The 15,897-nt window shown below is 69.4% G+C and carries 11 protein-coding genes; 8 read left to right on the forward strand and 3 right to left on the reverse strand.

Annotated elements, in window-relative coordinates:
* Nucleotides 1-141: 141 nt before the first annotated feature.
* A complete protein-coding gene (locus ACFFQA_RS18555; protein ID WP_377853434.1) occupies nucleotides 142-1,260 on the reverse strand; it encodes an epoxide hydrolase family protein in 1,119 nt (372 codons plus the stop codon).
* A gap of 1,207 nt (nucleotides 1,261-2,467) precedes the next feature.
* Between ACFFQA_RS18555 and ACFFQA_RS18560 the strand changes: the two genes are divergently transcribed.
* The 6 genes from ACFFQA_RS18560 to ACFFQA_RS18585 all read left to right on the forward strand — a co-directional run bounded on the left by ACFFQA_RS18560 (nucleotide 2,468) and on the right by ACFFQA_RS18585 (nucleotide 10,794).
* Nucleotides 2,468-3,094, forward strand: a complete 627-nt coding sequence (locus tag ACFFQA_RS18560) for a TetR/AcrR family transcriptional regulator (protein ID WP_377853436.1) — start codon at nucleotides 2,468-2,470, stop codon at nucleotides 3,092-3,094.
* A complete protein-coding gene (locus ACFFQA_RS18565; RefSeq protein ID WP_377853438.1) occupies nucleotides 3,091-3,981 on the forward strand; it encodes an ABC transporter ATP-binding protein in 891 nt (296 codons plus the stop codon). The genes ACFFQA_RS18560 and ACFFQA_RS18565 overlap by 4 nt, the downstream gene beginning before the upstream one ends.
* Nucleotides 3,978-5,549 (forward strand): ABC transporter permease, encoded by a 1,572-nt coding sequence (locus ACFFQA_RS18570; RefSeq protein WP_377853439.1) that lies wholly within the window; start codon nucleotides 3,978-3,980, stop codon nucleotides 5,547-5,549. Before ACFFQA_RS18565 ends, ACFFQA_RS18570 begins: the two co-directional genes overlap by 4 nt.
* A 474-nt stretch (nucleotides 5,550-6,023) precedes the next feature.
* On the forward strand, nucleotides 6,024-6,467 hold the full coding sequence (locus ACFFQA_RS18575) for a pyridoxamine 5'-phosphate oxidase family protein (RefSeq protein WP_377853441.1): 444 nt from the start codon (nucleotides 6,024-6,026) through the stop codon (nucleotides 6,465-6,467).
* Nucleotides 6,468-6,482: 15 nt separating this feature from the next.
* On the forward strand, nucleotides 6,483-9,539 hold the full coding sequence (locus tag ACFFQA_RS18580) for an amino acid adenylation domain-containing protein (RefSeq protein WP_377853443.1): 3,057 nt from the start codon (nucleotides 6,483-6,485) through the stop codon (nucleotides 9,537-9,539).
* A gap of 37 nt (nucleotides 9,540-9,576) precedes the next feature.
* On the forward strand, nucleotides 9,577-10,794 hold the full coding sequence (locus ACFFQA_RS18585; protein WP_377853445.1) for a cytochrome P450: 1,218 nt from the start codon (nucleotides 9,577-9,579) through the stop codon (nucleotides 10,792-10,794).
* Between the two features lie 146 nt (nucleotides 10,795-10,940).
* On the opposite strand, the gene ACFFQA_RS18590 is transcribed toward ACFFQA_RS18585, so the two are convergent.
* Nucleotides 10,941-11,816 (reverse strand): DUF1259 domain-containing protein, encoded by an 876-nt coding sequence (locus tag ACFFQA_RS18590; protein ID WP_377853446.1) that lies wholly within the window; start codon nucleotides 11,814-11,816, stop codon nucleotides 10,941-10,943.
* Nucleotides 11,817-12,306: 490 nt separating this feature from the next.
* A complete protein-coding gene (locus ACFFQA_RS18595; protein ID WP_377853448.1) occupies nucleotides 12,307-12,837 on the reverse strand; it encodes a GNAT family N-acetyltransferase in 531 nt (176 codons plus the stop codon).
* A gap of 220 nt (nucleotides 12,838-13,057) precedes the next feature.
* Here ACFFQA_RS18595 and ACFFQA_RS18600 point away from each other — a divergent pair, with 220 nt between their 5' ends.
* Together ACFFQA_RS18600 and ligA are read left to right on the forward strand one after the other, a co-directional pair.
* Nucleotides 13,058-13,588 (forward strand): pyridoxamine 5'-phosphate oxidase family protein, encoded by a 531-nt coding sequence (locus tag ACFFQA_RS18600; protein WP_377853449.1) that lies wholly within the window; start codon nucleotides 13,058-13,060, stop codon nucleotides 13,586-13,588.
* A 135-nt stretch (nucleotides 13,589-13,723) separates the two neighbouring features.
* Nucleotides 13,724-15,715 (forward strand): NAD-dependent DNA ligase LigA, encoded by a 1,992-nt coding sequence (gene ligA / locus ACFFQA_RS18605; RefSeq protein ID WP_377853451.1) that lies wholly within the window; start codon nucleotides 13,724-13,726, stop codon nucleotides 15,713-15,715.
* The last annotated feature ends 182 nt before the right edge of the window (nucleotides 15,716-15,897 follow it).

The raw sequence follows: 15,897 nt of genomic DNA on the forward strand, positions 1-15,897 counted from the left end.
GACCTGGGTGGCGTTCCACTGCGAGCACGGGGTCGCGGCCTCCCAGTCGGTGACAGCGTTCACGGCGGTGCGCAGTGCCTCGTGGGACTCGGTGAGGATCGGCCAAGTGGTCATGGCGGAGCTCCTTGGGGAAGGTCGGGTTCAGCGGACGGAGGTGAAGAAGGTGCGGATGTCCTCGACGAGGAGGTCGGGGGCGTCGTGCGCGGCCCAGTGCCCGCCGCGGTCGTGCTCGACCCAGGAGACGATGTTCTTGTGGTCGCGCTCGGCGAAGTGGCGGATCGGCCGGAAGTCGTTGGCGAAGCTGGACAGCCCGATCGGGAAGGTCGTCGGCTCGGCGGAGCCCTCCATGCGGCCGTTCTCGAAGTAGAAGCGGGCCGAGGAGGCGCCGGTGTTGGTGAACCAGTAGATCGAGGCGATGGTGAGCACGTCCTCCGGTGCCAGCGCGTCGCCGAGCAGCTGCCCGATCCACGCCAGCTGTCCCGCGGGCGAGTCGGCCAGCGCGTGCGCCAGGGTCTGCGGTTGCGCCTTCTGCGCCTTGTCGTGGATGGCGTAGTCCACAAAGGACTGGAGGAACCCCAGGTACTCCAGCTCGGCCGGAGTCAGCTCGGCGAACTCGGCCGGGTCGCCGGAGGGGAAGGAGAAGATCTGGTTCACGTGCACGCCGAGCACGTCGGGCCCCGCCACCCGGCCCAGCAGCGGCGCGATGATCGCCCCGGCGTCGTTGCCGTGCACCCCGTAGCGCTGGTAGCCCAGCCTGCGCATCAGCTCCGCCCACGCCCGCGCCACGCGGCCCGCGTCCCAGCCGCGCTCGCCGGTGTGACCGGAGAAGCCGTGCCCGGGGATGGACGGGATGACCAGGTGGAAGTGCTCGGACAGCTCCCGTGCCACACCGAGGTACTCCACGAAGGTGTTCGGCCAGCCATGGGTGAGGATCAGCGGCGTCGCACCCGGATCGGACGATCGCAGGTGCACGAAGTGGATCAGCTGGCCGTCGATCTCGGTGGTGAACTGCGGAAACTCGTTGAGCCGCCGCTCCTGCGCGCGCCAGTCGAAGTCCTCGCGCCACTGCCGGACCAGATCCTGGACGTAGGACAGCGGCACGCCGTACTGCCACCCCTCACGGACCGGACCGGTCGCCGCAACGCCCGCGACCTCGGCGGCGGGCAGCTCGTTCGCCCACCGCGTCCTGGCGAGCCTGTCCCGCAGGTCGTCGACCTCGTGCTGCGGGACGTTGATCGTAAACGGCTGGATAGTGGTCATGGCGGGAGTTTTCACCGCCACACCCGAAAAGTGGATCCAATAGATGAATTCGTTATTTTCGCGAGCACACCACCCCTTCAACCAGGGCTGAAATGCCACGTCAGACCCGGCCTCGGTGAAAATATCACTGGCAACTGCCGTTTTTCCGTGTGCGATTCTCGCGCACGCGGCGCGCCACGGGAGAAGTGATTACCAGACGTGGTTCGGCCGTGACGGAGCGCTGCTGACGGTCGAGGAGATCCGTGAAATCCGACAACGCCGCTGGCTCCCCACGACCTCCCGCAAGTCCTCAGAAGGGGCACGGCCGGAATACTCGCGATGATCGCAACAGCTGCGACCACGTCGGGCGCGGTGACCGGTTTCACCAGCGCCTGAACTGCGGGCTCGATGATATTGAACCAGCCGCGCCGCGATCTTGGCGCTGTCAGGGTCGGCCCACTCCAGCGCAATGCTGGTATTGCAGGGAATTGAACAAGGGAACAAGACAATTCGAACGCTGGGCACCCGGGCCGGCGCCGCTGCCATTCTCACCGCTGTTGGTCTGCTCGCTGGCGCGGTGGGAGCCACCTCCGCGAACGCCGCGGGTTCCACCAAAATGGCTCAGACGCCGTGGACATCGATGTGAAGCCCGGGGTCACGAACCTGAGCAACCACTCTCAGCTCCAGGACCGCGAAATGATCACGAACGCGTGGTGCATCGAGCGCTGCTGAACCGCCGCGCCCGCTGGCCCCTCCACGAACCGTGGAAGCGTGCAGCGAGCTTCGTCCGGCTGTCCCGAGTTCGCAGACCTGCCGTCCTTTGTGGACCGAACTGGCAGCGTGAAGCTGGACTGGTCGCAGGAAGCGGTCCATGAGCCGCCGCTCGTCAGGCTCGCGCGGTCACGTCCAGGCGATGTCGGTGGGCGGGCTCATGTCTCGCCGCTGAGCGACGGCGGTTGCCGCGCGGACCAGTGTGGCCACGCCGCGGCTGCGGGAGTGTTCGGGCCAGGCGATGACCACTGTGACGGGAGGGCAGTGCTGGAGGGGAACGTAGGCCACCGCTTGCCGGGGGTACCTGGCGGCCACCGACCTTGGGAGGACGGTGATCGTCTCACCGTCGAAGCCATGGGCCGCCAGATCTCCCTGAGCCGACGGCCGCAGTGACACCGGCGCCCACCGCACGGGCCATACAGTTGTATTGCCGCCAATACAGTCGTACAGTCGGCTCATGCGACCGATCTCTGAAGAGGACCTGACGGCACGTGCCCGCCTCCGCGACGTCGCGATGGCCCTGTTCGCCGAGCAGGGCGTCAAGGCCACCACGATCCGGGGGATCGCCGCGGCGGCAGGAGTCTCGCCCGGGCTGGTGCAGCACCACTTCGGCACCAAGGAGGAGCTGAGACAGGCCTGCGACGACTATGTCCTCAGTTATGTTCGCGAGCAGGTCAGCTCGGGCGTCACCGATCGCAACCTGGAGACGCCGGAGTTCATCGAGACCGTCCAGCGGACCGCGCCGCCGCTGATGAAGTACCTCGGCCGGGCGCTGGTGGACGGCTCCCCCGGAGCCGCCGCCATGTTCGACGAGCTCGTGAGCGTGACCGAGGACAACTTGGCCCGCGGCGACCACTCCGAGGCCGACCACCGCGCACGCGCGACTGTGCTGACGGCGATGAAGCTGGGCATCACCGTGCTGCACGAGCACGTCTCACGCGCGCTCGGCACGGACCTCTACGCGCCGCAGGGTGCGGTGCGCGTGGGCAATGCCCAGCTCGACCTGATCAGACCGGAGTTCCTCGGCCGCGAGCTGTTCGAGCAGGCGCGGACGGGCCTGGAGAAGTTCGAGGGGCAACAGTGAACGCCGCGGTGCGCACGGACGGCCTGGTCAAGACCTTCGGCCGGACCAGGGCCCTGGACGGGCTCGACCTCACGGTCAAGACGGGCGAGGTGCACGGCTTCCTCGGCCCCAACGGCGCGGGCAAGACCACCGCGATCCGCGTCCTGCTTGGCCAGGTGCGCGCCGACGGCGGCCGGGTCGAGCTGCTCGGCGGCGATCCGTGGCACGACGCCACCGAGCTGCACCGAAAGCTCGCCTACGTGCCCGGCGACGTCACCCTGTGGCCGTCGCTGACCGGCGGCGAGGTCATCGACCTGCTGGGCAGGGTGCGCGGCGGCCTCGACCCCCGACGGCGCGCCGAGCTGCTGGAGCGCTTCGAGCTCGACCCGCGCAAGAAGTGCCGCACCTACTCCAAGGGCAACCGGCAGAAGGTGGCGCTGGTGGCCGCTTTCGCCTCCGACGTGGAGCTGCTGGTGCTCGACGAGCCGACCTCGGGCCTCGACCCGCTGATGGAGACGCTGTTCAACGAGTGCGTCCTGAACGAGAAGCGCAGCGGCCGCACCGTGCTGCTGTCCAGCCACATCCTGTCGGAGGTGGAGGCGTTGTGCGACCGCGTGAGCATCATCCGCGCCGGTCGCACTGTCGAGTCCGGCAGCCTGGCCGACCTGCGTCACCTCACCCGCACCTCGGTGAAGGCCGAACTGGTCGAGCCCGCGCCCGGCCTGGCCGCGCTGCCCGGCGTGCACGACCTCACCGTGGACGGCACCCGCCTGCGCTGCCAGGTGGACGGCGACGCGCTCACACCGGTGCTCGCCGAGCTGGCCAGGGCCGGCGTGCGCACGCTCACCACCCAGCCGCCGACGCTGGAGGAGCTGTTCCTGCGCCACTACGAGGGGGCCACGCGATGACCGGCACCTGGACGCTGATCCGGCTCATCCTGCGCAGGGACCGTGCGCTGCTCTTGGTGTGGATCGCGATCAGCGCGGCGATGCCCGCCGGAATCGCCTCCTCCACCAGGGTTCTGTACGCGGATCAAGCCGCCCGCGACGCCTTCGCGGCGGCCTCCATGAGCAATCCAGCGCAGCTGGCCACCCGCGGCCCCATCTACGACGCGAGCGTGGGCGGCCTGACCGCCTGGACGCTCGGCTCGTCCCTCGCGCTGATCGGCGGGCTGATCAGCATCCTGCTGATGATCAGGCACACCAGGGCCGAGGAGGAGACCGGCAGGCGGGAGCTGCTCTCCTCGGGCGTCGTCGGCCGCCACGCTCCCCTGGCCGCCGCACTCGCGGTCGTGCTCGCCGCCAACCTGCTGCTGGGCCTGCTGGCGGTGCCCGCCCTTGTCGCCACCGGTCTGCCCGCGAGCTCCTCCGTGCTGTTCGGGCTCTCCACCGCAGCGGGCGGCTGGGCGTTCGCGGCCGTGGCCGCCGTCGCCGCGCAGCTCACCGCCGCGTCCGGTACGGCACGCGGGATCGCGATCGCCATCGGCGGCCTGCTGTTCGCGCTGCGTTCGCTGGCCGACGCCGGCGGCATCGCATGGCTGGCGTGGCTGTCGCCGTTCGGCTGGGTCCGGCTGACCAAGCCCTACGGCGGCGACCAGTGGTGGGTTCTGGGGTTGGTCGCGGTGTTCGTCGCCGCTCTGGCCGCAGTCGCGTTCGCGTTGTCCACACGACGTGACGTGGCCGGCGGCCTGGTTCCCGCTCGTCCAGGAACCGCCACCGGGGCGCTGTCGGGCTCGTTCGGCCTGGCCGCTCGCCTGCACCGGGGCGCGCTCGCGGGTTTCACGATCGGTTTCGGGCTGCTGGGCGCCCTGCTCGGTGTGGCGGCGCGCGGGCTGGACGCCCAGTTGGACACGCCGCAGTTCCGAGAGCTGGCCGCGACCGTCGGTGGCGCTGGCGCCCGCATCTCCGATGTGTTCTTCGCCTTCATGATGTACGTGCTCAGCCAGCTCGTCGCCGCCGCCGCGCTCGTGTCGGCGCTGCGGGCCCGTGGTGAGGAGGCGGCCGGCCGGGCGGAGCTGCTGCTGTCCACCCCGGTCGGCCGGCTGCGCTGGGGGCTGAGCCACCTGGTGTTCGCCATCGCGGGCCCCGCGCTGTTCCTGACCGTGCTGGGCGGCGCGGCGGGACTCAGCTACGACGGGAACATGACCCGCGTCGCCGCGGCCACGCTGGCTTACCTCCCCGCCGTGTGGATCGTGGTCGGGATCGCGACGCTGCTGTTCGGCGTGCTGCCCCGGCAGGCGACCGCCGTGAGCTGGACCGTGCTCGGCCTCTTCCTGCTCGTGGACCTGCTGGCGGAGTTCAAGCTGGCCAGCGGGTTCGTCCTGGAGCTCTCGCCGTTCGTTCACGTACCCGCGATGCAGCTGAGCGCCGTCTCGTCACCGATGGCGCCGCTGCTCGGGCTGACGGTGGTGGCGGGGGCCTTGACGACAGCCGGGCTGGCGTTGCTGTCCCGCCGCGACCTGGCGCCTTCCACCTGAAGCCGTCCTCGCTCGGGCGGAGCCGGGCGCGGGGCCATTCAGCCGCGCCAACGTGGCCTGAGTACGCCCACGGCATGAAGGCACATGCCCCGAACTATCACTCACCCGGATTATCACAAGCCACCTCCGACATAGTCTCCGTTTCACCGGGAAATTCACGAGAAAAGTACCGGAAATGAACCGAAGAGACATTGTTCATGTGTGACCGTTCAAATATTTACACCCTTACGCTGACTTGCCATAATGGCCAACCCATGCCATAGGATGCCATCAGGGTGGACACATTATCGCGAATGCCTCTAGCTGGTCGATTTACCCCGAGGCATTCAGTGGATTTCACTGGCGAGTCGAGCATTGCCACTTCGCCGCCGAAGGGGCGGTCGGCCCGGTGCGCCAGAGCTGGACGCTCCAGTGGAAATCCTTCTTGAACTGCTTGCGGCTAGTGGACGAGGGGTGACTGGCGTGGATCTTGCAATGCCCGTCGAGAAGCGGGAGAGCTTTCTGGCAGGCGCGCACGTGGGAGTCCTGGGGGTGGTCGACCCGCGCGGTGAGCGCGCACCGCTGCTGGTCCCGGTCTGGTACAGCTACCAGCCCGGTGGCGAGGTCACGGTGCAAACCGCGCGGGATTCGGTGAAGGCCAGGCTCATCCTCGATGCCGGGCGTTTCAGCCTGTGCGCGCAGACCGAGTCGACCCCGTACCGCTATGTCAGCGTCGAAGGCCCGGTGACGGCCGTTGACGATCCGGTCGGGAAGGCCGAACGCGAGGCGATGGCCCACCGGTACCTGGCCCCGGACACGGCAGCGGCGTACTTGGCAGCCAACAGCCACCAACTGACCGACGACATCCTGATTCACATGCGCCCGGCGAGATGGCGGACCGCCGACTTCGCCCTATTCGCCGCAGAGTTCAGCACGTGACAGGAGCGCTCAACGATGTCACTCGACGCGATTGCCAACAAAGCAACAATTGGGCATCCCGCTGTCGCGCCGTACCCGCGCAACCAGTGCCTCCACGACCTGTTCGACATCCAGGCGTCGCTGCGACCGCGTGCTACTGCGGGCGTGTACGGGGAACAGCGCCTGAGCTATGGCGAGCTCAAGGTTCGTTCGGACGCGTTGGCCACGCGTCTCCGGAAGGCAGGAATCCGGCGCGGAGACACCGTCGGGGTCTCGGGAAGCAGATGTCTTGATGCCTTGGTCGCGTTCCTCGGCATCCTCAAAGCGGGCGCCGCCTACGTTCCCCTCGACGACACCACGCCACCTCATCGGCTCCAGGCGATGGTCGAGGAGGCCGACGTGCACACCGTGGTGAGCCTGCCCGGCAGCCCTTCCCGCGTCCGGCGGGTCCGCACACGCATCGACCTGCCGGCGCAGGCGCCCGCCCACCCCGACCGGGTGGAGGTGGACCGGGTCGAGGTGGCCGCGACGGACTGCGCCTACGTCATGTTCACCTCCGGCTCGACCGGCCGCCCTAAACCGGTCGCCATCCCGCACCGAGGTGTGACCCGGCTGGCCTGGTCGGACCTGGTCACCCAGCGGCCTCGTCCAGGCGAGCGGGTGCTGCACGGCTACGGCCTCTCCTCGGACGCCTCCACCATCGAGATCTGGTCCGCCTTGCTCAGCGGCGCCTGCCTGGTCGTGGTCGACCGGGAGACACTGCTCGATCCGGCCGCACTGGAGAACCACCTGGTGGCGCATCGGGTCGCGGTCGCCTACCTCACCACGGGGGTGTTCCACCACGTCGCTCGCACCAGGCCGCAGGCGCTGCGGACGCTGCGGTTCGCCTCCGCCGGAGGCGAGGCGATGGACCCGGCGTTGACCCATGCCGTGCTGGCGGCCTGTCCTGACACGACGGTGGTCAACTTCTACGGCCCGACCGAGAACACCGTGGTGTCCACGGCACACCTCGTGCGGTCCCTGCCGCTGGACGCGACGACCGTGCCGATCGGCCGTCCGCTGGAGAACTCCACCTGCCACGTCGTGCGGGAGGACGGCACACTCGCCGACGTCGACGAGGAGGGCGACCTGCTCGTCGGCGGGGACGGTCTGGCGTTGGGCTACCTGGGCGACCCCGAACTGACCTCCGCGAAGTTCCTCGACAGCCCGTTCGAACCCGGCTCGCGGCTGTACCGCACCGGTGACCGCGCGGTCCGGCGCGCGAACGGTGAGTTCGAGTACCGAGGCAGGATGGACCGGCAGGTCAAGGTGCGCGGGCACCGGATCGAGCTCGATGAGATCGAGGCGCGGCTTCGGGCGCACGACGAGGTCGGCGAAGCCGTTGTCGAGAACGACCAGGGCACGTTGACCGCGTATGTCACCCCGGCAAGGCCGGGACGGCGAGTTCCACTCGACCACGTCCGCGGGGAGCTCGCCGCGTGGCTGCCAGCAGCGTCCGTTCCCGCGCGTCTGACAGAAGTCGCCACGTTCCCGGTGACCGTCGGCGGCAAGATCGACCGGCAACGGCTGCGGCAGGTGGCGGGCGCGACGGTGGACCCGGCACCGCCCCAGGAGGAGGGCGGCTCCGGGGACCCCCTGGCCGACATCTGGCAGACGGTGCTCCGGGTACGCCCGGCGCCCGGGGACGACTTCTACGCCATCGGTGGTGACTCGCTGCTGGCGGCCGAGGTGGTGACCCGCACCCTCGCCGCACTGCACATCGACGCCCAGCACGGGAGCGCGCTGGTCCGCAGCATGCTGCGGACCCCCACGCTGGAGGGTTTCACCGCCGCGGTCGCCAGCGTGCGCACGCGCGGCAGTTTCTCAGCTCCGACCACAGTGGACTTCCACGCCGAGGGCAAGCTGGGCTTTCTCCTGCCGAGGCAACGAGGTCCAGCACCGAGGTGGCAGCGGCCGCGGGACGTCCTGCTCACGGGTGCGTCCGGGTTCGTCGGTGCCTTCCTGCTCGACCGGCTGCTGCGCACCACCGACGCGCGCGTGCACTGTCCGGTTCGCAGCCGCGACCGCGCGCACGCTCGGCAGCGGGTCATGGGCAACCTGGCCCGTTTCGGCCTCACCCGGACCGAGGACGCCGACCGGGTCGTGTGCTTTCCCAGCGACCTCGCGCGTCCCGGTCTCGGGCTGGAGCCCGGCCACGCCCAGGACCTGGCGAACAGTCTCGACCTGGTGTTCCACTCGGCGGCGCAGGTCAACTTCCTGTACCCGTACGACGCGCTGCGGGCAGCCAACGTGGAGGGTACGAGGCAGATCGTGCGGCTGGCGGCGGCACGCGGTGTGCCGGTGCACTTCCTGTCCACCATCGCGGTGGTGGCCGGGTTCGGCACCGCGGGTGTGCGGCACGTCGAGGAAGATCGGCCGCTGGAGCACGCCGACCGGCTGACCATGGGGTACGCCGAGAGCAAGTGGGTCGCCGAGCAGGTGCTGCGGGACGCCGCGAACCAGGGCCTGCCCGTCGCGGTCTACCGGCCCTACGAGATCACCGGCGACCGGGCCACCGGCGCCTGCAACACCGAGACCGCGATCTGCTCGCTGTTCAAGACCATCGCGGAGACCGGTCTGGCGCCGGACATCCCGCTGCCCATGGACTTCGTCCCGGTGGACCACCTCGCGGACGTGGTCGTGCACATCGCGACCCAGCACCCGACGACGCGGCGGACCTACCACCTGACCAACCCCCGCCCGGCAAGCCTGCGCGACATGCTCGACCGGATGCGCGTTGCCGGTCACCAGATCAGGGAAATGTCCTACAAGGACTGGGTCGACGAACTGGTCAGGCACGTCGCCGAGCACCCCACCAGCCCGACCGCGCCGTTCGTGTCGCTGTGCGTCGACCGCGGCAACCAGGCGGAGATCTCGGTCAAGGAGATGTACTTCGACGGCATCTTCCCCACCTTGGGACGCGCCAACCTCGACGACGACCTCGCCGGGAGCGGTCTGCAGTGCCCACCTGTCGACGCCGCGCTGCTGGACCACTACCTCGAGTACTTCTACACCACCGGGTACCTCGAACGCCCGCAGCCGCCACGGGCATGACCCCGACCGCATCGTCACCACAGGCAGGAGGACCGCCGTGACCGAGACACCGCTGGTTCCGATCATCGAGATGCCCTTCCCCCCGCCGGGCACCATGGGGCCGCCCGAGGAGTACGTCCGGCTGCGCAGGAGCTGCCCGATGGCCAAGCTCGCGATGGACGCGGACATGAGCGACGTCACCATCTGGTACGTCACGAGGTACGCCGATGTCCGAGCGCTCATCGGCGATCCGCGGCTGGTCCGCCCCAGCATCACCGAATGGCCGGTGCGCGAGGGCGAACACGCCGACAGCGGCCCCGGCCTGGTCACCATGATGGAGATGGACGGGGCGCAGCACCGGGCACTGCGCAGGGTCCTCGCCGAGGCGTTCAGCGCCAGGTCCGTGCGGCGTTACCAGCCGCGGATGCGCGAGCTGGCCGCCGGGCTGCTGGACGACTTCGCCAAGGACGGCCAGCCGGGTGAGCTGATCTCCGGCTTCGCCGAGCCGTTCCCGCTGCTGGTGGTCTGCGACCTGGTCGGCATCCCCTACGCGGAGCGCGAGTACTTCCTGCCGATCGCCGACACCGCCCTGGGGGCGCTCAGCTCGATCGGCACGCTGGAGGAGGCGCGCGAGGTCAACCGCCAACTGCGGGAGTACGTCACCTCGCTCATCGCCAGGAAACGACGAGAGCCCGCCGACGACGTGCTCACCCACGTGGTCAGTGCCTGCGACCGAGGCGAGCTCACCCAAGACTCCGTGATCGCGTTCTTGCTCTCGATGGTCGTCGCCGGGTACCGGACCACCACCATGTTCCTGGCCAACTCCGTGCTCACGCTGCTCTCTGAGCCCAGCCAGTACATCGCTCTGCGGGACGACCGCGCGCTCATGCCCTCAGCGGTGGAGGAGCTCGTTCGCTACATCCCGGTGATGAACGGTGTTGTGGTCCTGCTGGCAACCGAGGACATCTCCTTGCACGGGCAGACGATCCGCGCGGGAGACGCGGTGCTGCCAGTGCTCGCGGCCGCCAACCGCGACGAAACCGTGTTCGCTGACCCCGACCAGCTGGATCTGCGGCGATCCCCCAACCCGCACCTCGTGTTCGGGCGTGGGGAACACAACTGCTTCGGCTCGCACCTGGCCCGTGCCGAGCTCACCACCGCTCTGGAGGCGCTGCTCGACCGTTTCCCCTACCTGCGGCTGGCGGAGGGCCAGGACCCGACGTGGGATGACGAGTCGCCGAGCAAGTCACCACTGACCATGCCGGTCAGCTGGTAGACGCAACGCCTTCTCCCCGACTCGGTCGGGACCGCTGTCGCTGCGCCTCCCTCGCGGGGGCGCAGCCGACGCTCAGCGGCGGATAACGCTTGCCCTCCAACGGGTTCACGCGTGGGGAGTCCGGTGTGGACTCAGAGGCACATCGGTCAGCTCGCGGGTTGGACGTTGTGCGCCTCGACAGCCTGGCGCAGCGCGTTGGCGAGTGTGACGGCGTCGTCGACGGCCCAGAAGTGCATGTAGAACAACCGTGGATGGTCGTCCAGCGCGTGGTTGTGCAATTCGATGATCTCGATCCCGCCGGCCCGCAACGCTTGGATCACGTGCTGGACCTCGTCCGCGGTCATGACGAAGTCGCCGTTGATCGCTGCCCTCCCGTCACCGACGGGCTGGAAGTTCAGCGCGGTGCTCACCCCCATCGCTGGCAACAGCACTCGCTGGTGGGAGGTCACGGTTTCGGCGCGGGCGAAGGAAAACTTGTAGATGCCGCCGTCGTTGGAGCCCTTGGCGCCCAAGGCGGCGTCGATACCAGCGGTGTCCAGATCCAGCGGTGCGGGTGGTGCCGGAGCGGCAGGTGGCGGGGTCGCGGTGACATCCAGCGCGGCCCTGATCCCGCGCGCGATCGCCACCGGATCCGCGCCCACGGCGTGGATGTGGCACCACCACACCGGCGGTTCGTGCGCCAACAAGTGCTTGTGCACCCCGGTCTGATCGATCCCGTTGCTCTGCAAAGCATCCGTCAGCCGCTGCAACTCCTCCTCAGCGACCACCAAGTCACCCATCACCATCGTCTTACCGTCCCGGTAACGCGCGAAAGCCGCGTACGAACCAAGCGCGAACCCGGCCTTGATCTGCACGCCCTTCGACGTGACAGCCAGATCCCGGCGCGGGAACCCCACCCGGTACACGGTCTCGCCCGCGAGCGCGCCCGCGCGGCTGAGCGCTTCGGCCACGCCTGCCCAGTCCGCCTCGGTGGTGTTCACCGGCTCGATCAGCCGACCGTGCTCGTCGGTGCTGCGGGCCATCTTGGTTCCCTCCGTGGTAGTGCCGCAGCCGACCAGCAGCGGCGAATGTGCCGACGAAGGCGATGGTCGTGTCGCCACGACCATCGCCTTCGTCGGCTCGTCAACCGCGCGAGCACATCACGCCCTGGTTCAGATCCGGTTCCGTCGCCAAGGTCGTGTCCTGCACGTGGCAACACCACCTCACCACCCCCTGGCCTCCTCACCACCCCCCTGGCCTCCTCACCACCCCCGGGCCTCCTCACCCACGTGCCCCTCATTTCGCGTTTTGTAGGCTTAATGCGAAATGAGAGCGCTCTTCCGCGCATCAAGGTGACAAAACGCGAAAACCCCGACCACGTCAGCCAGTCCACGCGCGCACGGGGGCACGAGGGCACGAGGGCACGAGGGCACGGGGGCGGGCAGAGGGGGCGGGCAGAGGGGGGCGGGGGGTCCGCGAGCCCGCGGTCACCGGGAACCGGCGACAGCCCGACCGCGCCGTTCCGCCCGGCCGTCAGTGGGACAAGGGGTACTCCATCGACACACCGTCGAGGACGACGCCGTTGGGCAGTGGCACGCGGGTGCGGCTCAGCTCGCGGAAACCGAAGGAGCGGTAGAGCTGCTCGCCCGGCAGGGTGGCCATCAGGACCAGGGCCTGGAAGCCCTCGGCCCGGGCCGCCTGCTCGCACCTGGCGAGGATCGCGCGCCCCAGACCGCGGCGGGTCCAGTCGCCGCGCACGAACATCGCGCGCACCCGTGCCGGTTCTGTGGCCGGGTCCAGCATGCGGTCGTCGGATGGCGCAGCACCGGAACCGGTGTAGAGCTTGTCCCGTCTGCTCCAGCCGCCGCAGGCGACGATCTGCCCGTCCGCCTCGTGGACGAAGTAGGTCCCGTCGTCGATCAGCACGGTGTCGGGCTCGGTGAGGTAGCGAGCGGCGGCGGCCGTTTCGCGCTCGTCGTGGAACAGGGGGAACACCTCACGCACCGATTGCCGCATGAGCGCGGCGATCCCCGGCACGTCGGCCCTCACGGCCTCGCGCAGCATTGGCGTACCCCTCCGAGCATCCGCGGCAAAGGCGATCATCCTAACCGGACCGAGTCCTCGCACCGAGCGGTTGCGTCCCACTCGCGCGGGTCGAGAAGCAGCACGGACGTCACGGCGATGGAACCATGACACAAGGTGTCAGGTTTTGGGGCGACGATGGTTCCACCGGTCCGCGTCATGGCGCACGTGGACCGGCCCCCACGGACAGACAAGGACCTCCATGCGCGAAACGCCGGAAGATCTCCAGGAACTCCAGGCACTGCTCGACCGCTCCCTCAGCCGCTCCACCGCACACCTGCGCTCGATCATCAACGCGGACAGGACACTGACCGCGGAACAGCTCACCGAGGTGCTCACCGGCATGTGCACCCTCGCCCTGTCCACCGTGACGGCCAAGGGCGAACCGAGGATCAGCGGCGCGGACGGGCACTTCCTGCGCGGCAGGTGGCACTTCGGCACGGCGCGCGGCGCGGCGAAGGCCCGCCACCTCGCCGCTCGGCCCGCTGTCAGCGTCGCGCACATGCGAGGTGAGGACCTGGGCGTGTTCACGCACGGCACGGTGGAGGTCCTCAATCCCGAGGACGGCGAGCCAGCGGCGGACTGGCCGGACCTGCTCGCCTACTTCCAGGACTTCTACGGCGAGAACGCCTTCGAGTGGGACACCGACGTGGTCTTCTACCGGCTCCACCCGCATTGGATGACCGTCTTCGCACCTGACTTCGCCAAGCTCACCACGGGGTCGCAGTCCTGATCCGCGGCACGGCCCAACTCATCCACTGTGGATGGAGGTCGTCCACCGGTAGCCCGTCCGTCCATCATGGACGAGGCATTCCCTGTGCACGACCTTTCGCGTGAGTGTCGGTGGGTGCAGGTAGCGTCGCGTGCTGTGAAGGTTGAGGAACGCGTTCAGGAACTCGCGAACCGGGTCGTGGCGCTGCGCGACGCCTACTACCGGGGTGCGCCGCTGGTCTCCGACGCCGAGTACGACGCGATCGAGGACGAGTTGCGCGGCTTGATCGAGGCGAACCCGGAACTGGCGCCCGATCCGAACCCGCTGGACCAGGTCGGCGCGCCCACGGTGCTGCACGCCCCGGTCCGGCACTCGCGTCCGATGCTGTCGCTGGAGAAAGCGACCAAGCCCGAACAGGTCGCGGCGTTCTTCGACCGCTTCCCCGGGCAGCCGGTGGTGGTCATGCCGAAGCTCGACGGCCTGTCACTGGCACTGGTCTACGACAACGGCAGGCTGGCACGAGCGGTCACTCGCGGGGACGGGACGACCGGCGACGACGTGACCACGCTGGTGCGGGCGTTGACCGACGGGGTGCCGGACCGGATCGACGCGCCGGGACGGGTCGAGGTGCGCGGCGAGGCGGTCATGCTGCGCTCCACCTTCACCGCCTACAACACGGCGCACCCGGACAAGCCGCTGATCAACCCGCGCAACGCCGCCGCGGGCACCCTGCGGGCCAAGGACCCGGCCACCGTCGCCGAGCGGCGCCTGCGGTTCTTCGCCTTCGAACTGGACACCGACCCCGACAGCACCGATGCCGACCTCGACCGCGCCCTGCGGACGATCGGGTTCACCACGGCGGCCATGCGCCACTGCGCGGACGCGGACGCCGCGCAGAAGGTGATCACGGAGATCGAGCAGCAGCGCAACGACCTGGACTACGACCTCGACGGCGCCGTGCTGCGGCTGGCCGACCGCGATGCCTACGCCGCCGCCGGGACCCGGTCGAGCTCACCGCGTGGCGCGCTGGCGTTCAAGTTCGCCGCCGAGGAGAAGACCACGGTGCTGGCCGACGTGGTCTGGGACGTCGGCAAGACGGGCAAGATCGCCCCGGTCGCCTGGCTGGAGCCGGTGTTCGTGGGTGGCACGACGGTCACCCGCGCGACGCTGGCCAACCAGGAGGTGATCCGCGCCCGCGGCATCAAGATCGGTGACACCGTGCTGGTGCGCCGCGCGGGCGATGTGATCCCGTTCGTCGCCGGAGTGCTCGACGCGTCCAAGCGCACGGGCGCGGAGCGGGAGATCGTGCCGCCCACCGCCTGCCCGTCGTGCGAACAGCCGCTCACCGAACAGGGCAACAGCAGGGAACTGTTCTGCACCAACATGGCCTGCCCCGCGCAGACCGTACGACGGTTGATCCACTGGGCCTCACGGGCCGCCGCCGACATCGACGCCATCGGACAGGTGTGGATCGAACGCCTCGCCGATGCGGGGATCCTGGAACGCCCGTCGGACTTCTACAAGCTGACCAGGGAACAGCTGCTGGAGTTCGACCGCATCGGCGAGACCTCGGCCAGCCGCATGATCGAGTCGATCGACGCGAGCCGCCAGGTCGGCCTGCGCCGGGCGCTGATCGGGCTCGCGATCCCGATGGCCTCCGACGGCACCGCCGCACGGCTGTGCCGCGCGGGCTTCGGCTCCCTGGAGGAGGTCGCCGAGACCGGTGTCGACGGTCTCGTTGCCGTTGAGGACATCGGGCCGAAGGTCGCCGCCTCGCTGATCGAGCACCTCGACCGGCTGCGCCCCGAGCTCCGGCGGCTGCGGGAGGCCGGCGTCTCGCTGGATGTCCGCGAGGAGGACCTGCCGCCGGTCGTCGCGGCCGGGGCGCCGCTGGAAGGCAAGACGGTGGTGATCACCGGCGCGATCAGCGACCCGCGCTCCGGCGAGAAGGTCGCCCGACCGACCTTCCAGCGGCTGTGCGAGAAGGCGGGCGCGACGACCGCGTCGTCGGTCTCGGCGAACACCGACCTGCTCATCACCGGCGCCGGGGTCGGCGAGAGCAAGCTCACCAAGGCGGAGAAGCTCGGCGTCGAGGTCGTCGACCAGGGTGAGATCTGGCGGCAGCTGATCGCAGCCAACGTCGTCTGACCGAGGGCGGGGCCGAACCGCCGCAGGCGGTACGGAAGGTCCGCGACCGGGACGCGCGGGACGGACCCGTCGCGCTCGCGGTTGCGGGCCGCCCACCCATAGCGTGGGGGAGGCTGCCGAAGCCGCCGGGATGATGCTGAGCGGCGAAGAGCACCTCAGCGCCACCGGGTGTGTCCTGACCG

This window comes from Allokutzneria oryzae (assembly GCF_042429765.1).
Lineage (GTDB): Bacteria > Actinomycetota > Actinomycetes > Mycobacteriales > Pseudonocardiaceae > Allokutzneria > Allokutzneria oryzae.